The organism is Streptomyces sp. NPDC017202, from assembly GCF_044331705.1.
Taxonomy (GTDB): Bacteria; Actinomycetota; Actinomycetes; order Streptomycetales; family Streptomycetaceae; genus Streptomyces.
Genome location: NZ_JBIRNP010000002.1, coordinates 206,125 through 226,378, shown reverse-complemented (window position 1 = coordinate 226,378; position 20,254 = coordinate 206,125). Strand labels below are relative to the sequence as shown.

The 20,254-nt window shown below is 68.2% G+C and carries 19 protein-coding genes; 11 read left to right on the top strand and 8 right to left on the bottom strand.

Annotated elements, in window-relative coordinates; genetic code table 11:
* Window positions 1-20 precede the first annotated feature (20 nt).
* Entirely contained in the window at window positions 21-704 is a 684-nt protein-coding gene (locus tag ACH4N1_RS05245) for a helix-turn-helix transcriptional regulator (protein ID WP_382792408.1), read from the bottom strand.
* Between the two features lie 384 nt (window positions 705-1,088).
* On the opposite strand from ACH4N1_RS05245, the gene ACH4N1_RS05240 reads away from it, so the two are divergent.
* Window positions 1,089-3,773, top strand: a complete 2,685-nt coding sequence (locus ACH4N1_RS05240) for a transglycosylase domain-containing protein (RefSeq protein WP_398094625.1) — start codon at window positions 1,089-1,091, stop codon at window positions 3,771-3,773.
* 131 nt (window positions 3,774-3,904) lie between these two features.
* Window positions 3,905-5,404 carry a glycosyltransferase family 87 protein gene (locus ACH4N1_RS05235; RefSeq protein WP_398094623.1) on the top strand — a complete coding sequence of 500 codons (1,500 nt, stop codon included), beginning with the start codon at window positions 3,905-3,907 and terminating at the stop codon, window positions 5,402-5,404.
* Between the two features lie 78 nt (window positions 5,405-5,482).
* Here ACH4N1_RS05235 and ACH4N1_RS05230 read toward each other — a convergent pair whose 3' ends face one another.
* The 3 genes from ACH4N1_RS05230 to ACH4N1_RS05220 form a co-directional block, all read right to left on the bottom strand.
* Window positions 5,483-6,514, bottom strand: a complete 1,032-nt coding sequence (locus ACH4N1_RS05230) for an alanine racemase (protein ID WP_398094621.1) — start codon at window positions 6,512-6,514, stop codon at window positions 5,483-5,485.
* A 91-nt stretch (window positions 6,515-6,605) separates the two neighbouring features.
* The gene (gene femX, locus ACH4N1_RS05225; RefSeq protein WP_363092320.1) at window positions 6,606-7,727 is read right to left on the bottom strand and encodes a peptidoglycan bridge formation glycyltransferase FemX; all 1,122 of its coding nucleotides are present in this window, start codon (window positions 7,725-7,727) and stop codon (window positions 6,606-6,608) included.
* A 201-nt stretch (window positions 7,728-7,928) separates the two neighbouring features.
* Entirely contained in the window at window positions 7,929-8,240 is a 312-nt protein-coding gene (locus tag ACH4N1_RS05220; RefSeq protein WP_366058261.1) for a hypothetical protein, read from the bottom strand.
* Between the two features lie 286 nt (window positions 8,241-8,526).
* Here ACH4N1_RS05220 and rpsF point away from each other — a divergent pair, with 286 nt between their 5' ends.
* The 4 genes from rpsF (at window position 8,527) to rplI (ending at window position 10,283) form a co-directional block, all read left to right on the top strand.
* On the top strand, window positions 8,527-8,817 hold the full coding sequence (gene rpsF, locus ACH4N1_RS05215) for a 30S ribosomal protein S6 (RefSeq protein ID WP_006604399.1): 291 nt from the start codon (window positions 8,527-8,529) through the stop codon (window positions 8,815-8,817).
* Between the two features lie 80 nt (window positions 8,818-8,897).
* Entirely contained in the window at window positions 8,898-9,500 is a 603-nt protein-coding gene (locus ACH4N1_RS05210; protein WP_363092323.1) for a single-stranded DNA-binding protein, read from the top strand.
* An 81-nt stretch (window positions 9,501-9,581) separates the two neighbouring features.
* Window positions 9,582-9,818: a 30S ribosomal protein S18 gene (gene rpsR, locus ACH4N1_RS05205; RefSeq protein WP_020130672.1), complete on the top strand. Its 237-nt coding sequence runs from the start codon at window positions 9,582-9,584 to the stop codon at window positions 9,816-9,818.
* An 18-nt stretch (window positions 9,819-9,836) separates the two neighbouring features.
* Window positions 9,837-10,283: a 50S ribosomal protein L9 gene (rplI, locus tag ACH4N1_RS05200; RefSeq protein ID WP_363092325.1), complete on the top strand. Its 447-nt coding sequence runs from the start codon at window positions 9,837-9,839 to the stop codon at window positions 10,281-10,283.
* A 132-nt stretch (window positions 10,284-10,415) separates the two neighbouring features.
* On the opposite strand, the gene ACH4N1_RS05195 is transcribed toward rplI, so the two are convergent.
* Window positions 10,416-11,753 carry an MATE family efflux transporter gene (locus ACH4N1_RS05195; protein WP_398094618.1) on the bottom strand — a complete coding sequence of 446 codons (1,338 nt, stop codon included), beginning with the start codon at window positions 11,751-11,753 and terminating at the stop codon, window positions 10,416-10,418.
* 460 nt (window positions 11,754-12,213) lie between these two features.
* Between ACH4N1_RS05195 and dnaB the strand changes: the two genes are divergently transcribed.
* Window positions 12,214-13,689: a replicative DNA helicase gene (gene dnaB, locus ACH4N1_RS05190; protein WP_366058256.1), complete on the top strand. Its 1,476-nt coding sequence runs from the start codon at window positions 12,214-12,216 to the stop codon at window positions 13,687-13,689.
* Here dnaB and ACH4N1_RS05185 read toward each other — a convergent pair whose 3' ends face one another.
* Window positions 13,690-14,829, bottom strand: a complete 1,140-nt coding sequence (locus tag ACH4N1_RS05185) for an FAD-dependent oxidoreductase (protein ID WP_398094616.1) — start codon at window positions 14,827-14,829, stop codon at window positions 13,690-13,692.
* 71 nt (window positions 14,830-14,900) lie between these two features.
* On the opposite strand from ACH4N1_RS05185, the gene ACH4N1_RS05180 reads away from it, so the two are divergent.
* Together ACH4N1_RS05180 and ACH4N1_RS05175 are read left to right on the top strand one after the other, a co-directional pair.
* Complete coding sequence (locus ACH4N1_RS05180; RefSeq protein WP_398094615.1) at window positions 14,901-15,581, top strand: TetR/AcrR family transcriptional regulator; 681 nt, start codon at window positions 14,901-14,903, stop codon at window positions 15,579-15,581.
* A 256-nt stretch (window positions 15,582-15,837) separates the two neighbouring features.
* Window positions 15,838-17,223 (top strand): serine hydrolase domain-containing protein, encoded by a 1,386-nt coding sequence (locus ACH4N1_RS05175; RefSeq protein WP_398094614.1) that lies wholly within the window; start codon window positions 15,838-15,840, stop codon window positions 17,221-17,223.
* Between the two features lie 149 nt (window positions 17,224-17,372).
* Here the strand turns inward: ACH4N1_RS05175 and ACH4N1_RS05170 are convergent, their stop codons facing one another.
* Both ACH4N1_RS05170 and ACH4N1_RS05165 read right to left on the bottom strand, forming a co-directional pair.
* Entirely contained in the window at window positions 17,373-17,825 is a 453-nt protein-coding gene (locus ACH4N1_RS05170; protein WP_398094613.1) for a GNAT family N-acetyltransferase, read from the bottom strand.
* Between the two features lie 9 nt (window positions 17,826-17,834).
* Complete coding sequence (locus ACH4N1_RS05165) at window positions 17,835-18,299, bottom strand: MarR family winged helix-turn-helix transcriptional regulator (RefSeq protein WP_398094612.1); 465 nt, start codon at window positions 18,297-18,299, stop codon at window positions 17,835-17,837.
* 142 nt (window positions 18,300-18,441) lie between these two features.
* On the opposite strand from ACH4N1_RS05165, the gene ACH4N1_RS05160 reads away from it, so the two are divergent.
* Both ACH4N1_RS05160 and ACH4N1_RS05155 read left to right on the top strand, forming a co-directional pair.
* Window positions 18,442-19,650, top strand: coding sequence for an MFS transporter (locus tag ACH4N1_RS05160; RefSeq protein WP_398094610.1), 1,209 nt, complete (start codon window positions 18,442-18,444; stop codon window positions 19,648-19,650).
* A gap of 127 nt (window positions 19,651-19,777) precedes the next feature.
* Window positions 19,778-20,200, top strand: coding sequence for a heme-binding protein (locus tag ACH4N1_RS05155; protein WP_398094608.1), 423 nt, complete (start codon window positions 19,778-19,780; stop codon window positions 20,198-20,200).
* The last annotated feature ends 54 nt before the right edge of the window (window positions 20,201-20,254 follow it).

Sequence of the window (20,254 nt, the reverse complement as noted above, 5' to 3'; positions counted from 1 at the left end):
GTGAGGCCCTGAGTGGGCGCTCACGTGGCGGTTTCGCCGGGCGTATCCGTCCCGGGGGTGTCCCCGGGACGGGGCAGGCCGCCCGTCGATCCAGATGTGGTGTTCTGCTGAGCGGATCCTCCGGGACCGGACCCCTTCAGGTCCCGTCCGGCCCGCTCGCTCTCGATGAGCTCGTTCAGCCAGCGCACTTCGCGCTCCACGGACTCCATTCCGTGGCGCTGGAGCTCAAGCGTGTAGTCGTCGAGGCGCTCCCTTGTACGCGCCAGGGAGGCGCGCATCTTCTCGAGGCGCTCCTCCAGGCGGCTGCGACGGCCCTCCAGGACGCGCATGCGCACATCGCGGGAGGTCTGGCCGAAGAAGGCGAAGCGAGCGGCGAAGGTCTCGTCCTCGTACGCGTCCGGGCCCGTCTGGGAGAGAAGTTCCTCGAAGTGCTCCTTACCTTCTGCCGTCAGCCGGTAGACGATCTTGGCGCGGCGTCCGGTGAGCGGAGCGGCCAGGGCGTCCTCCGGGCTGTTTCCCGCTTCTTCGATCAACCAGCCGTTGGCGACGAGCGTCTTGAGGCAGGGGTAGAGGGTTCCGTAGCTGAAGGCACGGAACACACCCAGTGACGTATTGAGTCGTTTGCGCAGCTCGTAGCCGTGCATCGGGGACTCGCGGAGCAGTCCGAGGACGGCGAACTCGAGGATTCCGGAACGTCGGCTCATCGTCGCCTCCTCTCTCTCGCGACCCGTGGTGACGGGCCCGCTGACGGTCTTATGCCGTGCTGATGTATCGACTCGATACATCAGCACGATAGAACGGCCCCGCGGCTGGGACAAGAGGGGCGATGGTGAACGGGATCACATCACGGTTTCATTGCGGGCAAGTTGCCTGGTTTGAGATGAACTTCGGAGCTGGACGGGTTTTGAGGGTGCGTAGTCTGTGCGCCATGAAAACCACCGGGACTCGCGAGACGCCGGGGGGCGTCGAGTTCCCCGGTGCAGTACGGGTGAATGCGCCAGCGACCCCATCCGTACTTCGGGGGGACAGGAAACCAGCCGCCGTTTCCAGGCGCGCACGGATGCGCCTGCCCGAGGAGTAGTCGTTCGATGAGCGAGCACCGTCGCAAACCGCCGCAGCCGCAGGAAGGCGGACGTGCCGCGGCCCGACGCGGCCAGTCCGGCTCGTCCTCCGGCCGCCGTGCGGCACCGCGAGGCGCCACCGGGTCTCCTTCCGACTCGTACGGGTCGGGCTTCCACGGGCCGGGAGGCGAGGACCCCTCGTCCGGGGGCCGCGCCGACGCCCGGCGCGCGGCACAGAGGAGCGCGGGTGGCCGGCGCAGAGCCGCCGAGCCGGCAGGAGGCCGCCGAGGCGGACCGTCCGGCCCTCCGGGCCGGGGTCGTCCGGCACCCGCCAAGAAACGCCTGGTCGACTATCCGCGCGCCGGCAAGTACGGCTGGCAGCGCTGGGTGCCGTCCTGGAAACTCGTCACCGGCCTGTTCGTCGGCTTCATGGGCAGCCTGGTCGCGGTGGCGGGCGTCGGGTACGCCATGGTCGCCGTCCCGAAGGTCGACGAGACCGCCACCGCGCAGAACAACGTCTACTACTGGAGCGACGGCAGCCAGATGGTCGCCACCGGTGGTGAGACGAACCGCCAGATCATCGATCTCTCGCAGATCCCCGAGGCGATGCGCTGGGCGGTGATCTCGCAGGAGAACAAGACGTTCTACGACGACAGCGGCATCGACCCCAAGGGCATCGCGCGCGCGGTGTTCAACATGGCGCGGGGTGGACAGACGCAGGGCGGCTCGACCATCACCCAGCAGTACGTCAAGAACGCCATGCTGAACGACCAGTCCCAGACGATCTCCCGCAAGTTCAAGGAGATCTTCGTGTCGATAAAGGTCGGTGCGGAGGAGGACAAGGACGACATCATCGAGGGCTACCTGAACTCGGCGTACTACGGGCGCAACGCCTACGGGATCCAGGCCGCCGCCCGCGCGTACTTCGACAAGGACGCCATCAAGCTCAACGAGGGCGAGTGCGCCTTCCTCGCGGCCACGCTGAAGGGTGCCACCTACTACGACCCCGCCGGCGCCACCTCCATCGACGCGTCCGCGACGCCGGAGGCCAACCGCAAGCGGGCTCTGACCCAGATGCAGGACACCCTCGACAAGATGGTCGAGTACAAGCACCTGGATGCCGCCAAGCGGGCCACGTTCACCACCCTGCCCAAGCTGGAGAACCCGCGGTCCAACACCCAGTTGAGCGGTCAGACCGGCTACCTCGTCGATCTCGCCAACGGCTACGTGATCACCCACAGCAAGGAAACGGGGATCACGCAGGACAAGCTCCAGCAGGGCGGCTACTCGATCTACACGACCTTCGACAAGAACAAGGTCAAGCAACTGGAGAAGGCTGTCTCCGCGGTCCAGAAGGCCAACATCAAGCCGAAGGAACGCCCCGATACGGACACCCACGTCCAGTTCGGCGGAGCGTCCGTCAACCCGGCCACCGGCGCCATCGAGGCGATCTACGGCGGTGAGGACGCGACCAAGCACTTCACCAACAACGCCGACCAGACCGGTGCCCAGGTGGGCTCCACGTTCAAGCCGTTCGTCCTCGCGGCCGCGATGAGCTGGGGCGTCCGCGACAAGGACCTCGGCTCGTCACAGGCCCAGGACGAGCGCACCATCGTCTCCCCCAAGAGTCTGTTCAGCGGCAAGAACAAGCTCAAGATCAAGAAATACGACGGGACGATCTGGAAGAACGAGAAGGGTGAGGAGTGGCTGCAGACCAACGACGGCCAGGCGTCCTACGGCAGCCCGCCCAACTTCAAGATCGACCTGCGGGAGGCGATGCGCGAGTCGGTGAACTCTGCCTTCGTCCAGCTGGGCATGGACGTCGGCCTGGACAAGGTGAAGGAGGCTGCCATGAGCGCCGGTATCAAGGAGAGCAGCCTCACGGGCGCCGACTTCCCGTCGTTCTCGATCGGCATCTCCGACCCGAGCGCGATCCGGATGGCCGGTTCCTACGCCACCTTCGCGGCCAGCGGCAAGCAGCGTGACCCCTACTCGGTCCAGAAGGTCACGAGCCGGGACGGCGTGATCTACACGCACAAGACCGAGACGAAGGAGGGGTTCACCTCCAAGGTCGCGAACAACGTCACGGACGTCCTGAAGACCGTGGTCGAGAAGGGAACGGGTAGCGCCGCGCAGTTGCCCGGCCGTGACGTGGCCGGCAAGACCGGTACCACCGACGGCAACAAGTCGGCCTGGTTCGTCGGCTACACGCCGCAGCTGTCGACCGCGATCACCATGTTCCGGTACGACGACGACGAGACCAAGAAGAACCGCACGTTTCTGGAGATGTTCGGAACCGGTGGCCAGAAGAAGATCCACGGTGCTTCGTTCCCGGCGGAGATCTGGCACGACTACATGGCCGAGGCCATGAAGAACCTGCCGAAGAAGAGCTTCCCGGAACCCGAGCCCATCGGCGAGGTCCTCAACGAGGACCCGATCCCGTCGCCCAGCCCGTCGGTCACGGAGAGCGAGGAGGCGAGCCCCTCGCCGTCTCCGACCCCCACGGAGTCGGAACAGCCTGAGCCCTCGCCCTCCCCGAGCGACACCTGCAACAACTTCTTCGGTTGCGACAACAACTCGGGCGGCGCGAACGGCGGGGGCACCACCGACGGCGGTACCGGAACGACGAGCCCCTCACCCTCACCCAGCGACACCGGTGACGTCACCAGAGGCAACGGCAACGGCGGCTTCCTCGGAGGATCGAGCGGCTAGTCGGGCAATCGCCTCACACATGCGTTTCACGTGAAACATGGGGACGTTTCACGTGTAACGAGGGTCGCCCCACCGGACCAGGTGGGGCGGCCCTCGGCGTTTTGCTAGGTCCGTACGGCAGGATGTGGGCCATGCCCAGTGCAGAATCGACGCCAGCGCGCGTGCGCGAGCCTGATCCGGTGCAGCCGACCAGGAACGACGAGGTGGCCGCGGCCGGCAGTGAGCTGATCGGCGGCCCCTTGGGGCAGCGAGCCCTGACCGGGACGTCCTGGCTGTCGCCTGTACGCGTGGTCGCGCTCGTGGCCATCGGGATGTTCGCCCTCGGCCTGATCCAAAAGGCGCCCTGCTACAACGGCGGCTGGTTCTTCGGCGCTGTTTCCCAGTACACGCACGCGTGCTACTCGGACATCCCGCACCTGTACCAGGGGCGCGGATTCGCCGACGGACTCGTGCCGTACTTCGACAAGCTCCCCGGCGACATGCAGTACCTCGAATACCCGGTCCTCACCGGAGTGTTCATGGAAGTGGCCGCCTGGCTGACGCCGGGCAGCGGCAGCGCCCAGCACCAGGGCCAGTGGTACTGGATGGTCAACGCGGGAATGCTGATGGTGTGCGCGGCCGTCATCGCCGTCTGTGTGGCCCGGACGCATGCCCGGCGGCCCTGGGACGGCCTGCTGGTGGCCCTGGCGCCCGCGTTCGCGCTGACCGCCACCATCAACTGGGATCTTCTGGCAGTCGCTCTGACGGCCGCGGCCATGCTGATGTGGTCACGCGGACGGGCGCTGGCTTTCGGGGTCCTGCTGGGGCTCGCCACCGCCGCCAAGCTCTATCCCGTCTTCCTCCTGGGCCCGCTGTTCGTCCTGTGCTGGCGAGCGGGGAAGTGGCGGGACTTCGGTACCGCCCTCGGCGGTGCGGTCGTCGCCTGGCTGGTGGTGAACCTGCCAGTGATGCTCTTCGCCTTCGAAGGCTGGTCGAAGTTCTACACGTTCAGCCAGGAGCGGGGAGTCGACTTCGGGTCGTTCTGGTTGATCCTGGCTCAGAACTCCAGCGATCCGCTCACCACCGACAGCGTCAACACGCTCGCCACGCTTCTGGTCGTGGCGTGCGGACTGGGGATCGGGGCGCTGACGCTGACAGCTCCGCGGCGCCCCCGCTTCGCCCAGCTGGCCTTCCTGATCGTGGCGGCCTTCATCCTCACCAACAAGGTCTACTCGCCGCAGTACGTCCTGTGGCTCGTGCCGCTGGCTGTTCTGGCCCGGCCCAAATGGCGGGACTTCCTGATCTGGCAGGCCTGCGAGGTAACGTACTTCCTCGGCATCTGGCTGTACCTCGCCTACACCACCAGCGGAGAGGCCCACAAGGGACTGCCGGTCGACGGCTATCACTGGGCCATCGGCGTCCACCTGCTGGGGACGCTCTATCTGTGCGTGATGGTGGTGCGGGACATCCTGATGCCCGAGCGGGACGTGGTCCGCCGGGCCGGGGACGACGATCCTTCGGGTGGGGTGCTCGACGGTGCGGAGGATGTCTTCGTCCTGGGTGCGGTGGCTCATCCCGCCCGGCACGCCGCCCACTTCGAGGGGCCGCAGGTGGAGTGGGGCAAGCGAGACACCGTCGACGGTTCGCCCTGAGCGAACACGCCGGAGCCCGGCGACCACGTGAAAGGCCGTACACGGAAACCCGTGTACGGCCTTTCGTCGTCGTGCTGCTCAGCGGTCCACGATGCGGTCGAACTGCGTGGTGGTGTGCCGCAGATGGGCCACCAACTCGTCGCCGACCGTCGGCTCCGGCGCGTCCGAGGGGACGAACAGGATGGACACCTGCATGTGCGGCGGCTCGGCGAACCAGCGCTGCTTGCCGCCCCACACGAACGGCGAGAGGTTCCGGTTCACCGTGGCCAGGCCGGCGCGTGCGACGCCCTTGGCGCGCGGCATGACGCCGTGCAGGGCCTTGGGGGCCTCCAGGCCCACCCCGTGGGACGTACCGCCCGCCACGACCACCAGGAAGCCGTCGGAGGCCGCCTTCTGCTGCCGGTAGCCGAACCGGTCGCCCTTGGCGACGCGTGTGACGTCCAGGACGGCGCCGCGGTACTCGGTGGCCTCGTGGTCCCCCAGCCACAGCCGCGTGCCGATGCGGGCACGGAAGCGGGTCTGCGGGAACTGCTGCTGCAGGCGGCTGAGTTCATCGGCCTTGAGGTGGCTCACGAACATCGTGTGCAGCGGCAGCCGGGCCGCGCGCAGCCGGTCCATCCAGCCGATGACCTCCTCGACGGCGTCCGAGCCGTCGGTACGGTCCAGCGGCAGGTGGATGGCGAAGCCCTCCAGACGGACGTTCTCTATGGCGGCGTGCAGCTGCGGCAGGTCCTGCTCGCTGATGCCGTGCCGCTTCATCGAGGACATCACCTCGATCACCACGCGCGCGCCCACGAGGCCGTAGACACCGTCGATCGACGACACCGACCGCACGACCCGGTCCGGCAGCGGGACGGGCTCCTCGCCGCGCCGGTACGGCGTCAGCACCAGCAGGTCACCGCCGAAGAAGTCCTTGATGCGCGCGGCTTCGTAGGTCGTACCGACGGCGAGGATGTCCGAGCCCAGCCGGGTGGCCTCCTCCGCCAGCCGCTCGTGCCCGAAGCCGTAGCCGTTGCCCTTGCAGACCGGGACGAGTCCCGGGAACTGCTCCTGCACGTGCTTGTGGTGCGCCCGCCAGCGCGCGGTGTCGACGTAGAGCGTGAGCGCCATGGCCGGACCTGGAACCTTTCTCGTGGCTGCGGTGTGTCAGAGGTGGGGAGCTGTCGAGACGTAGGACGCCATCGAAGCAGCTGACGGGTGATCAGCGGCGCGACATGTAGATGTCGAGCGCCTTGTGGAGCAGCTTGTTCAGCGGGAAGTCCCACTCACCCAGGTACTCGGCGGCCTGCCCGCCCGTGCCGACCTTGAACTGGATCAGGCCGAACAGGTGGTCCGACTCGTCGAGCGAGTCGGAGATGCCGCGCAGGTCGTACACGGACGCACCGAGTGCGTAGGCGTCGCGCAGCATCCGCCACTGCATCGCGTTCGAGGGCCGGAACTCACGGCCGATGTTGTCGGAGGCGCCGTAGGAGTACCAGACGTGCCCGCCGACGATCAGCATGGTCGCCGCCGAGAGGTTCACGCCGTTGTGGCGGGCGAAGTACAGCCGCATGCGGTTGGGGTCCTCGGTGTTGAGGGCCGTCCACATGCGCTGGAAGTACGACAGAGGGCGTGGCCGGAAGTGGTCGCGCACCGCCGTGATCTCGTAGAGCCGCTGCCACTCCTCGAGGTCGTGGTAGCCGCCCTGGACGACCTCGACGCCGGCCTTCTCGGCCTTCTTGATGTTGCGGCGCCAGAGCTGGTTGAAGTTCCTGTGGACCTCTTCGAGAGAACGGTTCGCCAGCGGCACCTGGTAGACGTAGCGCGGCTGGACGTCGCCGAAGCCGGCGCCGCCGTCCTCACCCTGCTGCCAGCCCATGCGCCGCAGCTTGTCCGCCACCTCGAAGGCCCGCGGTTCGATGAAGTCGGCCTCGACGTCCCGCAGCCGCTTCACGTCCGGGTTCTGAATGCCCGCCTTGATGGAGGAGGCCTCCCAGCGCCGGATGATCACCGGCGGACCCATCTTCACGGAGAAGGCGCCCTGATGCTTGAGGTGCGCGAGCATCGGCTCCAGCCACTCGGTCAGATTCGGCGCGTACCAGTTGATGACCGGCCCTTCGGGCAGGTAGGCGAGGTAACGCTTGATCTTGGGGAGCTGGCGGTAGAGGACGAGGCCGGCACCGACGAGTTCACCGGTCCTGCCGTCGAACCAGCCGAGGCTCTCCGACCGCCACTCGGCCTTGACGTCTGCCCAGGCCGGAACCTGCATGTGGCTCGCCGCAGGCAGGCTCTGGATGTACGCCAGATGCTGCTCGCGGCTGATCGTCCTCAGGGTCAGGCTCATTCGGGGCGCTCCTCGGGCTGGTGTGTCCCCATGGGTACAGGGGCTCCGGCTCTCGCGCCGAAGCCTACTGCGCCGTGCGAGCGCCCCGACTGGGCGTACGGCACCTTTGCCCCGGCCAGTGGACGGCCGGGGCGTTCCGCCGGTGCTCTGCGGCTCCGGAAGCCGACACCGGCGGGAGGTGCCGGGCCGGCGTCGGTCAGGTCACCAGAGGCCGCCGAAGAGGCCGCCGTGGGCCATGCCGAGGAAGAAGCCGACGCCGGAGGCACCGAGCCCCAGGATCAGGCCGAAGCGCTCACGGGTGGTCTCGGAGATCCACTGTCCGTACGCGCCGGTGAAGATCCCCACCAGGCCGGCCCACGAGCTGAGCAGGTGGAGGCTGTGGAACATCGCCGTGACGAAGGCCACCGTGCCCAGGACCAGGGTGACGGCCATGAGCGTGTCCTGGAGCGGATGGGGCCTGCCGTCGGTGGCGAGGAGAGAACCGGCGGTGTTGGGTCGCAATGCCTGTGCCATGAGGCACCTCCTGCGGAAAGCGGCGCATCGTAGCGCCATACACACCCGACGTGTACAGACTGACGGCCTCCGGGGCCGGATTTCAACCGGAAGCCGGTGTGCAGGTAGTCTGTACCGTCTGCACCGGTGTCTGCCCAGGCACAGCCAGGGAGTCCGCCCAGCTCAGAGCGGGAACGTCGCTACGCGACCCCGATTGTCAGTGGCGGCCGATACCGTTGCGTACGCATCACAACCCTCCTGCCACGGAACGACCGTGGCCGTTGAGTCCAAAGGAGGTGGGTTCCACATGCGTCACTACGAAGTGATGGTCATCCTCGACCCCGATCTCGAGGAGCGCGCTGTCTCCCCGCTGATCGAGAACTTCCTCTCCGTCGTCCGTGAGGGCAACGGAAAGGTGGAGAAGGTCGACACCTGGGGCCGTCGTCGTCTCTCGTACGAGATCAAGAAGAAGCCCGAGGGCATCTACTCGGTCATCGACCTGCAGGCCGAGCCTGCGGTCGTCAAGGAGCTCGACCGCCAGATGAACCTGAACGAGTCGGTCCTCCGGACCAAGGTCCTCCGCCCCGAGACCCACTGAGCTTCCCCGCTCAACTGGTCTCGGGATTCGAGTAGCAGCACCAGCAGCCAGCAGCAGCAAACCCGCCGAGAGGTTCCCCCATGGCAGGCGAGACCGTCATCACGGTCATCGGCAATCTTGTCGATGACCCCGAGCTGCGCTTCACCCCCTCCGGTGCGGCGGTCGCGAAGTTCCGTGTCGCGTCCACTCCCCGCACCTTCGACCGTCAGACCAACGAGTGGAAGGACGGCGAGAGCCTGTTCCTGACCTGCTCGGTCTGGCGTCAGGCGGCGGAGAACGTCGCCGAGTCGCTCCAGCGAGGCATGCGCGTCCTCGTGCAGGGCCGGCTGAAGCAGCGGTCCTACGAGGACCGCGAGGGCGTCAAGCGCACGGTCTACGAACTGGACGTCGAGGAAGTCGGCCCCAGCCTGCGCAATGCCACGGCCAAGGTCACCAAGACCACCGGCCGCGGCGGCCAGGGTGGCGGCGGTGGCTTCGGCGGCGGTGGTGGCGGTGGCGCCCAGGGCGGCGGCTGGGGCGGTGGCCCCGGCGGCGGTCAGCAGGGCGGCGGCGCTCCCGCCGACGACCCGTGGGCGACCAGCGCTCCCGCCGGTGGCAACCAGGGCGGCGGCGGTGGCGGCGGCTGGGGTGGAAACTCCGGCGGCGGTGCCGGCGGCGGCTACTCGGACGAGCCCCCCTTCTAGGCCTTCTGGCCCGGTTCTCCGGGCCGGTTCAGGCCGAAGGCGGGTCGTATCCCCACTTCTTGATCACACAGGAGAATCACCATGGCGAAGCCGCCTGTGCGCAAGCCGAAGAAGAAGGTCTGCGCTTTCTGCAAGGACAAGGTCACGTACGTGGACTACAAGGACACGAACATGCTGCGGAAGTTCATTTCCGACCGCGGCAAGATCCGTGCCCGCCGCGTGACCGGCAACTGCACGCAGCACCAGCGTGACGTCGCCACGGCCGTGAAGAACAGCCGTGAGATGGCGCTGCTGCCCTACACCGCCCAGGCGCGATAAGGGAAGGGTGACCGAAAAATGAAGATCATCCTCACCCACGAGGTCTCCGGCCTCGGTGCCGCGGGCGACGTCGTCGACGTCAAGGACGGCTACGCTCGCAACTACCTGATCCCGCGGAACTTTGCGATCCGCTGGACCAAGGGCGGCGAGAAGGACGTCGAGCAGATCCGTCGTGCTCGCAAGATCCACGAGATCCAGACCATCGAGCAGGCCAACGCTGTGAAGGCCCAGCTTGAGGGCGTCAAGGTCCGCCTGGCCGTTCGCTCCGGCGACGCCGGTCGTCTCTTCGGCTCCGTCACCCCGGCCGACATCGCCTCGGCGATCAAGGCTTCCGGTGGCCCCGAGGTCGACAAGCGCCGCATCGAGCTCGGTTCGCCGATCAAGACCCTGGGCGCCCACGAGACGTCCGTGCGTCTGCACCCCGAGGTTGCCGCCAAGGTCAGCCTCGAGGTCGTCGCGGCCTGATCGCTGCGCTCGGCTTGTAGAGCTGAGAAGGGGCCGCACCCTCCAGGGTGCGGCCCCTTCCGCATGCTCGGCCGATCCGCAGGTAGCGGAACGGTGGTGTTTCACGTGAAACGCCGGTTTCGTGTGCCGCGATCAGCGGGTCGCGCCAGTGACCAGCCAGCGCCCCGAGCGGGTGCGCAGCCAGAGGGTCAGCATCCGGACCGCCATCATCAAGGTCATGGCTCCCCACAGTGCGGTGAGGCCGCCACCGAGGGTGGGAACCAGCAGCGCGACCGGAGCGAAGACCGCCAAGGTGAGAACCATCGCCCAGGCCAGATAGGGGCCGTCACCCGCGCCCATCAGTACGCCGTCCAGGACGAAGACGACGGCACAGACCGGCTGGGACAGGGCCACCACCAGCAGAGCGGGCAGCGCGGCGTCCTTGACCCCCGGGTCCCCGGTGAACAGGGGCAGGAACAACGGCCGGGCCAGGACCACGAGCAGAGCCAGTACGACACCCACGGCGAGGCCCCACTCCACCATGCGGCGGCAGACGGCCCGGGCACCGCGGGGGTCGTTGGCACCGAGGTAGCGTCCGATGATCGCCTGTCCGGCGATGGCGATGGCATCGAGGGCGAAGGCCAGCAGGCTCCACAGTGACAGGACGATCTGATGGGCGGCGATGTCCGCGTCACCGAGGCGGGCGGCGACAGCGGTCGCGATCATCAGCACGGCTCGCAGGGACAGGGTGCGTATCAGCAGGGGCACGCCCGCCTGGGCCGACGCCCGGATGCCGGCGGCGTCGGGGCGCAGCGAGGCGCCATGACGGCGGGCCCCCCGGATCACCACGACGAGGTAGACCGCCGCCATGCCGCACTGGGCGGTGACGGTGCCCCAGGCGGATCCGGCGATGCCGAGATCCGCGCCGTAGACGAGACCGACGTTCAGAAGGGCGTTGGCCACGAAGCCGGCGACGGCGACGTAGAGAGGCGTCCTCGTGTTCTGGAGTCCGCGCAGAACGCCTGTTGCGGCGAGGACGACCAGCATGGCGGGGATACCCAGTGCGGAGATGCGCAGGTAGGTGATCGCGTACGGGGCGGCCGTCTCCGAGGCGCCGAACAATTCCACGAGGGAGGGTGCGGAGGGGAGGACGAAGGCGATCACGGCTGCGCCGAGCAGCAGCGCCAGCCAGATCCCGTCCATACCCTGGCGGATGGCTGCCGGGAGATCACCAGCGCCCACGCGACGGGCGACGGCCGCCGTGGTGGCGTAGGCGAGGAAGACGAAGATGCTGACGGCTGTGGTCAGCAGGGCGGAGGCCACGCCGAGGCCGGCGAGCTGCGCGGTGCCGAGGTGGCCCACGATGGCGCTGTCGGCCAGGACGAAGAGGGGCTCGGCGACGAGCGCGCCGAAGGCCGGGACGGCCAGTGCGACGATCTCCCGATCGTGCTGTCGCCGGGTGGCCTTGGGGATCGTGGGAGCCGGTGTCATGGCCACCAATCTAATCGTCCACAGGTAAGAGATGCAATTGGCTAACGACCCTTACTTGGTGACTCACTGTGCGTGCTTACCTGCACCCTTCGCTGTGAACGTGATCCGACTGGGGAAGTTTTTCTTCTGCACAGCCAGTGGATGGTAAAGATGCTGGTCAGCGAGGTCGCACGGGACAAGAAGAGGGCTTGTTCACAGGCCTGTCCACCGGGTCGTGCACAGGTTTTGAGCAGTTCTCCACAGCATCGGGGGCGTCGTCCACATGGCCTGTGGATAACCAGATTGGCTGAGGTCGCCGTCGGGCCTACCGTGGTCCGGCGCCCGCTCCGTTCCTCGGCTGTGAAAGTCCCGCAAAACCGACGCGCTCGGACCGGAGTTGGGCCTCTTAGTTGTCAGTGCCGTGCCGTAGAAATGAGGGGCGCGGCGAGGTCCGCTCCGCGGACGGGAGGAGGTGGCTCGGTTGAGCATTTCCGAGCCCTTGGACGATCCGTGGGCCGACAGCGGTCCCAGTGATCGTCTGCCTTCCTCCCGTCGGCGTGACGGAGGCCGCGGACGCGACGAACAGCACGACCGGGGCCGGGACAGCGGCGATTGGGACGGCGGCGGAACGCCTTTCGAGCGGGTGCCACCGCAGGACCTCGACGCCGAGCAGTCCGTGCTCGGTGGCATGCTCCTGTCGAAGGACGCCATCGCCGACGTCGTCGAGATCCTGAAGGGCCACGACTTCTACAAGCCGGCGCACGAGACGATCTACCAGGCCGTCCTCGACGTCTATGCCAAGGGCGAACCGGCCGACCCCATCACGATCGCCGCCGAACTCACCAAGCGCGGCGAGATCAACAAGGTCGGCGGTGCCTCCTATCTGCACACACTCGTCCAGACCGTGCCGACGGCGGCGAACGCCGAGTACTACGCGGAGATCGTGCACGAGCGCGCGGTCCTGCGCCGCCTGGTCGAGGCCGGCACCCGCATCACCCAGATGGGATACGCGGGCGACGACGACGTCGACGAGATCGTCAACCGTGCCCAGGCCGAGATCTACGCCGTCACCGAGCAGCGCACCAGCGAGGACTACCTCCCCCTCGGCGACATCATGGAGGGCGCCCTCGACGAGATCGAGGCGATCGGCTCGCGCAGTGGCGAGATGACCGGTGTGCCCACGGGCTTCACCGACCTCGACTCGCTCACCAACGGGCTGCATCCCGGCCAGATGATCGTCATCGCCGCCCGGCCCGCCATGGGCAAGTCCACGCTCGCTCTCGACTTCGCCCGCGCGGCCTCGATCAAGCACAACCTGCCCAGCGTCATCTTCTCCCTGGAAATGGGGCGCAACGAGATCGCGATGCGCCTGCTGTCCGCCGAGGCCCGCGTCGCCCTGCACCACATGCGCTCCGGCACGATGACGGACGAGGACTGGACCCGTCTGGCCCGCCGGATGCCCGAGGTGTCGTCCGCGCCGCTCTACATCGACGACTCGCCGAACCTGTCGATGATGGAGATCCGCGCGAAGTGCCGACGGCTCAAGCAGCGCAACGACATCAAGCTCGTGATCATCGACTACCTCCAGCTGATGCAGGCCGGCGGCTCCAAACGCTCCGAGAGCCGCCAGCAGGAGGTCTCGGACATGTCCCGTAACCTCAAGCTCCTGGCCAAGGAGCTCGAGGTCCCGGTGATCGCGCTCTCCCAGCTCAACCGTGGTCCCGAGCAGCGCACGGACAAGAAGCCGATGGTGTCCGACCTGCGTGAGTCCGGCTCCATCGAGCAGGACGCCGACATGGTGATCCTGCTGCACCGCGAGGACGCGTACGAGAAGGAGTCGCCGCGCGCGGGCGAGGCGGACATCATCGTGGGCAAGCACCGTAACGGCCCGACGGCCACGATCACGGTGGCCTTCCAGGGCCACTACTCGCGCTTCGTGGACATGGCGCAGACCTGATCACGTGCCGGTGGCGTCCCGGACTCCGTCAGGCTGGAAGAACGCCAGCATTTTCCGGCTGGCATCCGGTGACATCAGGATTTTCTGAATGTGTGCGGACTGCCGGCCGGCGGCGCCGGTGCGTTCGAACATCTCGCGTTCATATTCTTTGACGGCGGTGGCGAAGTCGTCCGGGTGCGCGGCCAGCGCGAGGCCGAGCAGTGCGCCGTCGAGCAGGGCCATGTTGGCGCCCTGGCCCACCGGCGGCATCAGGTGGGCGGCGTCGCCGAGCAGCGTGACGCCTGGTGTCGACTGCCAGGTCAGGCCGACCGGGAGAGTAGTGATCGACCGTGGCAGGATCGTGTCGTCGCAGGCGGCGATCAGTGCGGTGAACCGTGAGTCCCAGCCGGTGAACAGGTCGATCAGCCGCATCCGGGCGGCGGCCGGCTCGTCGAACGGGATCCCGCTGGTTGCGAACCAGTCCTCGGCGGAGTTGTAGAAGCTGAGGTAGACGCGTACGCGGCCGTCACCGTTGCGCTGCGCCGCCAAGGACTGTCCGTCGCCGAGCACCCAGTAGTTGCCGCGCCCGACCATCGTCGCGAGGTCGGGGTGGGTGCGGTCGATGTCGGGAATGCCGAGCTCGACGATGTTTTGACCTATGTGCGTCGGCTGGGCGTCGGTGAGTCGCGCGCGGACGCGGGAGTTTGCACCGTCGGCGCCGACCAGCAGGTCATACGTCGCGCTGCTGCCGTCGGCGAAGTGCAGCAGCCCGTTGTCGGCGGATCGGAACGCGTGCCCCCAATGCATCACGTGTTCGGGGAGAGAGTCCAGCAGCAGGTCACGTAGATCGGCACGGTCGACCTCGGGCCGCTCGAGCGGGGCGTCGTCGGGCGTGTCCTCCTGGAGCAGCAGGGTGCCGTCCGGCTCGAGAAGACGCATGTCCTGCCCTGCGCGACGGGCAATCGCGTGGAACTGGTCGATCAGGCCGGCCTCGCGCAGCGCCCGCTGCCCGGTCCCGGAGTGCAGATCGAGCATGCCGCCCTGACCGCGCGCGTCGCGTGACGGTTCGCGTTCGTACACGACGGCGTCGATACCGTTCGTGTGCAGTACACGCGCGAGAACCAGGCCGCCGAGGCCGGCTCCGACGATGGCGATGGTCATGACTGCCTCCCTTTCGATACACCGTATTGGCCGATACACTGTATCGCCTGATGCGATGTACTGTTGGCGGCATGTTGGTGTGGGAGAGGCCGGAGCCACCGAATCGACCCGTGCCGGCCCCGTTGAGCCGGGAGCGGATCGTGCGGGCGGCGATCCAGCTGGCCGACGCGGGCGGCCTGGACGCGGTGTCGCTGCGCAAGGTCGCCACCGCGCTGGACGTCCGTCCGATGCGGCTGTACGGCTACATCGCCGGCAAGGAGGAATTGCTCGACCTGATGGTCGACGCCGTCCACGCCGAGATCCGGCCGCTCGGAGGCGGCTGGCGGGAGGTGCTCCGGTCTCTCGCCGAAGCCACTCGGAACGCCGCTCACGAGCACGAATGGCTCGCCGATCTACTGGGTGGCCGACCCCAGCTCGGGCCGCACGCGCTGGCCGGTGGGGAGGCCGTGGTGGCCGCACTGGACGGCGTCGACGTGGACGCCGTCATGCCGGTGGTCGCCGCAGTCAACGCGTACGTGATCGGCGCGGTGCGTCGGGAGATCGCCGAGCGGCGTGCCGAGCGGGCCACCGGAATGGACGAGAAGCGTTGGCAGGCCTCACTCGGGCCCTATCTGGAGCGGACCTTCGCCACCGGCCGATTCCCCGCGCTGGCCACGGTGGTGCGCGATGCCGCCCATCTGGACGCCGACCACACCTTCCGGATCGGCCTGGACTTCCTGCTCGACGGCATCGAGGCCCGCATCTCCAGGTGACGTGCGGCGAAGGCCCGGGTCGTTACCGCCCATAGCGCCAGGCCGACGCTGGTGCGTGGAGACGACGCAACCTCACCAAAGCGCGTGAAAACTGAAGAGATGTCACGAGGCTGAGATTCGAGCCGCATCACAGCCCGTGAGACGCCCCAGGGATCCGCTGGTCGGCTGAGAACGACATGTCACGTGATGCGAGGTCCTGCCGTGCTCTCGGCGAAATGGGCTCGACGCGGGCGGCGCCGCCGGGTGGACTGGGCCCATGACGACACCTCTGGAAGAGCTGCTTCCCGGCACCCGGCGGGCGCTGCTGCACCGGATCGCCGTGGCCCAGTCCGAGGGGCGGGCGCCCTCACTCGTCGCCGCGGTGGTGCGGAACGGGCGGGCCGTGTGGCACGGGGCGCGGACCTCGGTCGACGGGCACGCTCCGGATGAGACGGTGCAGTACCGGATCGGCTCGATCACCAAGACCTTCACCGCCGTTCTCGTGCTGCGGCTGCGCGACGAAGGAGTGCTCGACCTCGAGGACCCGGTCGAGAAGTACCTTCCGGGCTCGGGCGCCGGGGAGGCGACCGTCCTCCAGCTTCTCGCGCACACGGGCGGCTTGGCGGCCGAGTCGCCCGGCCCATGGTGGGAGCGAACTCCCGGCTCGCTGCGTCCCCGCCTCTCCGACGTTCTTGGTGACCAGGCAGCCCTGCACCCGCCGGGGCGTCGTTTCCACTACTCCAACCCTGGCTACAGCGTCCTCGGCGCTCTCGTCGAACAACTCCGCGGTGCTCCGTGGGACGAGGTGCTACGGCGAGAAGTGCTCGAACCCTTGGGCCTTGAGCGTACGAGCGTCCGGCCGAACGCTCCCCACGCGGGTGGCTGGGCGGTGCATCCGTGGGCCGACGTGATGCTCCCCGAACCCACCGAGGACTTCGGCCGGATGGCCGCGGCCGGTCAGCTCTGGTCCACGAGCGGTGATCTCGCGCGGTTCGCCGCCTTCCTGGTCCGGGGGGATGACAGGGTGCTGAGCGCGGAGACCCTCAAGGAGATGCGAACGCCCGCGGCGCCGGCCGAAGTCACCGACCCCGCGGACGGTGGCACGTACGGGCTCGGGATGCGGATCGAGAACCTGGGCGGAAGGGTGCTCGTGGGGCACTCGGGGTCGGTGCCAGGGTTCCTGGCCGGTCTCACGATCAGTGTGGCCGACGACGTCGCCGCTGTGGTCCTGGCCAACTGCACGTCGGGCCCGATGGTGACTCAGGTGGCCGCCGACCTCGTACGCATCGTGGCCGAGGCCGAGCCGCGGACCCCCGAGCCCTGGCGGCCGCTGCGGGACATCGATCGGTCCGTTCTGGAGCTGGCGGGCCAGTGGTACTGGGGGACCAGTCCGTTCGCCCTGCGGGTCACCGCTGACGGTCACGTCTCGCTCGGGCCGCTTTCCGGCGGTGGGCGACGCTCGCGGTTCCGTCCGAACGGTGACGGGACGTGGTCGGGCCTGGAGGGGTACTTCGCCGGCGAGACTCTGCGGCCCGTACGGCGACCGGACGACACCGTGGACCATCTCGACCTCGGATCGTTCGTGTTCACCCGCCGACCGTACGACGATGAGGCCGAGGTGCCCGGCGGCGTGGACGCGGAGGGGTGGCGGGGGATCGGCTAGGGCCTCCCGTTCGGATCATGCCGGGCTCGCGCGGTCCGGCCTGATCCGAACGGAAGACCGCAACGCTCTACGGAGGGAGACAAGGTGTCGTGTTTCACGTGAAACACGACACCTTGTCCGTGTGAGATCCGGTCCCTGACCTGCGCCGTTCAGAGCTGGAGCTTGAAACCGACGTGCGAGGCCTCGAAACCCAACCGCTCGTAGAAGCGGTGGGCGTCGGTGCGCGCACTGTCGGAGGTCAGCTGGACCAGCCGGCAGTCCTCCCGCCGGGATTCCTCGATCGCCCACTCGATGAACCGGGTACCAAGGCCGCCGCCGCGCTCGTCGGCGTGGACACGTACGCCCTCGATGATCGACCTGGTCGCCCCGCGCCGGGAGAGACCGGGCACGATCGTCAGTTGGAGGGTGCCCACGACACGTCCCTCGCGCACGGCCACCACCAGGCGCTGGTTCGCATCGGCGCTGATTCGCTCCAGCGCGCTCAGGTAAGGGATGAGGTCGTCCGGCGACTCACGCCGCGCACCCAGAGGGTCGTCCGCGAGCATGTCGACGATCGCGGGAATGTCCTCGGCCACGGCAGTGCGTATTTCAAGATCTCCCATGGCCGCACCCTATGCAGCTGCGGGCGCCTTCAGGGACTCCACGACCCGGACCAGCGGAGCCAGTTCCGGGTTCTTCGCCGCCTCGTCGAGGGCCTTGCGAAGGGCTGCGTCATTGGTGGGGCGGGCCTCGTCCAGCAGCTTCATACCTGCCTCGGTGACGTTCGTGTAGATGCCGCGGCGGTCGGTGGGGCACAGGTACCGCTCGAGCAGGCCACGGTCCTCGAGGCGGGTGACCAGTCGGGTGGTGGCGCTCTGGCTGAGGACGACAGCGTCGGCGACCTGCTTCATCTGCAGGTGTCCCCCGTCGCCGTCGTGCTGGCGGCTGAGCACGTCGAGGAGGGAGTACTCGCGCACGCTCAGGTCGTGCCGGGCCTGGAGAGCGCGCTCGATGTGGGCCTCGATCCTGCCGTGAAGCAGGGAGAGGGCGCACCAGCCCTGAGCGAGAGCGGTGAGTGCGGGGTCCGTCGCAGTCATGGGTGTTCTCCTCCGTCCCGGTGCGGCTGAATCCCAGGATAGAGCAATGCCGCAATAGACTGCGGTTGCGTGTAGCCCGCGTCTGCAACTATTGTTGATGCACGCTAAGAGCTCCCGCAATCGTCTGGAAGGTTTCCCCACCATGCCTCTCGCGCTACTGGCCCTCGCGATCGGGGCCTTCGGCATCGGCACGACCGAGTTCGTGATCATGGGCTTGCTGCCCGAGGTCGCAGGCGACTTCGGTGTCTCCATTCCCACGGCCGGCTTCCTGGTGACCGGTTACGCGCTCGGCGTCGTGCTCGGTGCCCCGCTGATGACCGTCCTCGGCACCAAGGTGTCCCGCAAACGGATGCTGATGCTGCTGATGGGCTTGTTCGTCGTCGGCAACCTCCTGTCGGCCGTCGCCCCGGCTTTCGCCGTCATGCTGATCGGCCGGGTCGTCGCCTCGCTCGCCCACGGCGCGTTCTTCGGCATCGGCTCGGTCGTCGCGGCGGACCTGGTCGCCCCGGACAAGAAGGCCGGCGCCATCGCGATGATGTTCACGGGTCTCACCGTCGCCAACGTCGTCGGCGTACCGTCGGGCACGCTCGTCGGGCAGACCGTCGGCTGGCGCGTGACCTTCGGGATCGTTGCCCTTCTCGGCGTCCTCGGACTGGCGGGCATCGCCAGGCTGGTGCCCGAACTGCCCCGCGCGGAGGGCGTGCGCCTGCGACACGAACTGGCCGCGTTCAGGAACACACAGGTCCTGCTCGCCATGGCGATGACCGTCCTGGGCTTCGGCGGTGTCTTCGCGGCCATCACCTACATCGCGCCGATGATGACCCACGTCGCGGGCTTCGCCGAGGGCTCTGTCACCTGGCTGCTCGTCCTCTTCGGGCTCGGCATGGTCGGCGGCAACCTCGTCGGCGGCAAGTACGCCGACCGCGCTGTGATGCCGATGCTGTACGTCTCCCTCGGCAGCCTGGCGGTCGTCCTGGCCCTCTTCACCCTCACCGCGCACAACAAGGTCCTCGCGGCCGTCACGATCGTCCTGATCGGTGCCCTTGGCTTCGCCACGGTCCCGCCGCTCCAGAAGCGCGTCCTCGACCAGGCGCACGGTGCTCCGACGCTCGCCTCGGCGGTGAACATCGGTGCCTTCAACCTGGGGAACGCCCTCTCCGCCTGGCTCGGCGGCCTTGTCATCGCCGCGGGTCTCGGTTACACCGCCCCGAACTGGGTCGGCGCTGCCCTTGCCGCGGCGGCTCTTGCTCTCGCCCTCGTGTCGGCCGCGCTGGAGCGCCGCGACAGCACCGCCAGTGTCGTCGTCACCGGACGGACCCCGGCCGAACAGCCGACAGCCGTTCGTCACTGAGCCGCTCCACGGTGCGGAGCCAGGGCCGTTCCCACACCTCTCGATTCACCGCCTTCCTGAGAAATGCCCGCGCGGAATGCCCTTCGGGAATTCCGCGGGAGATACACCCCCGAGGAGAAAGTCCCCCATGACCACCAGCACCGCCTTCGCGCCCCTGACCGTCCAGGATGCCGACGTCCTCCTCACGGCCGCCCGCCGCGCGGCTGAAGCCGCCGGGGTCACGGTCAGCGTCACCGTCCTGGACGCGGGTGGTCACCTGCTGGCCTTCCGCCGGGACGACCGCGCGGTGCTGGTCTCCGGCGAGACGAGCACACGCAAGGCCTACACGGCGCTCCAGTTGAACGCCCCCACCGCCGACCTCGTCGACGCGGTCCAGCCCGGCGGTCTGTTCCACACCCTGCCCACCGCGCTCGACAGGCCGCTGCTGTTCATCGCGGGCGGCGTGCCGGTCCACCGCGACGGACGCCTGATCGGGGCTGTGGGTGTAGGTGGTGGTGCGCCGGAGCAAGACCACGGCTTCGCCACCGCGGCCGTGGAGGCGCTGGCCTGACCTCTGCCTCTTCATGAAGGGGGCCTGCGCCCTTCCGGAATGTGGATGCACGCC

Bases quoted from the DNA above. Each gene is read 5' to 3' on its own strand.
- ACH4N1_RS05245 (WP_382792408.1), bottom strand. From the start codon at position 704: ATGAGCCGACGTTCCGGAATCCTCGAGTTCGCCGTCCTCGGACTGCTC.
- ACH4N1_RS05240 (WP_398094625.1), top strand. From the start codon at position 1,089: ATGAGCGAGCACCGTCGCAAACCGCCGCAGCCGCAGGAAGGCGGACGT.
- ACH4N1_RS05235 (WP_398094623.1), top strand. From the start codon at position 3,905: ATGCCCAGTGCAGAATCGACGCCAGCGCGCGTGCGCGAGCCTGATCCG.
- ACH4N1_RS05230 (WP_398094621.1), bottom strand. From the start codon at position 6,514: ATGGCGCTCACGCTCTACGTCGACACCGCGCGCTGGCGGGCGCACCAC.
- femX (WP_363092320.1), bottom strand. From the start codon at position 7,727: ATGAGCCTGACCCTGAGGACGATCAGCCGCGAGCAGCATCTGGCGTAC.
- ACH4N1_RS05220 (WP_366058261.1), bottom strand. From the start codon at position 8,240: ATGGCACAGGCATTGCGACCCAACACCGCCGGTTCTCTCCTCGCCACC.
- rpsF (WP_006604399.1), top strand. From the start codon at position 8,527: ATGCGTCACTACGAAGTGATGGTCATCCTCGACCCCGATCTCGAGGAG.
- ACH4N1_RS05210 (WP_363092323.1), top strand. From the start codon at position 8,898: ATGGCAGGCGAGACCGTCATCACGGTCATCGGCAATCTTGTCGATGAC.
- rpsR (WP_020130672.1), top strand. From the start codon at position 9,582: ATGGCGAAGCCGCCTGTGCGCAAGCCGAAGAAGAAGGTCTGCGCTTTC.
- rplI (WP_363092325.1), top strand. From the start codon at position 9,837: ATGAAGATCATCCTCACCCACGAGGTCTCCGGCCTCGGTGCCGCGGGC.
- ACH4N1_RS05195 (WP_398094618.1), bottom strand. From the start codon at position 11,753: ATGACACCGGCTCCCACGATCCCCAAGGCCACCCGGCGACAGCACGAT.
- ACH4N1_RS05185 (WP_398094616.1), bottom strand. From the start codon at position 14,829: ATGACCATCGCCATCGTCGGAGCCGGCCTCGGCGGCCTGGTTCTCGCG.
- ACH4N1_RS05180 (WP_398094615.1), top strand. From the start codon at position 14,901: ATGTTGGTGTGGGAGAGGCCGGAGCCACCGAATCGACCCGTGCCGGCC.
- ACH4N1_RS05175 (WP_398094614.1), top strand. From the start codon at position 15,838: ATGACGACACCTCTGGAAGAGCTGCTTCCCGGCACCCGGCGGGCGCTG.
- ACH4N1_RS05170 (WP_398094613.1), bottom strand. From the start codon at position 17,825: ATGGGAGATCTTGAAATACGCACTGCCGTGGCCGAGGACATTCCCGCG.
- ACH4N1_RS05165 (WP_398094612.1), bottom strand. From the start codon at position 18,299: ATGACTGCGACGGACCCCGCACTCACCGCTCTCGCTCAGGGCTGGTGC.
- ACH4N1_RS05160 (WP_398094610.1), top strand. From the start codon at position 18,442: ATGCCTCTCGCGCTACTGGCCCTCGCGATCGGGGCCTTCGGCATCGGC.
- ACH4N1_RS05155 (WP_398094608.1), top strand. From the start codon at position 19,778: ATGACCACCAGCACCGCCTTCGCGCCCCTGACCGTCCAGGATGCCGAC.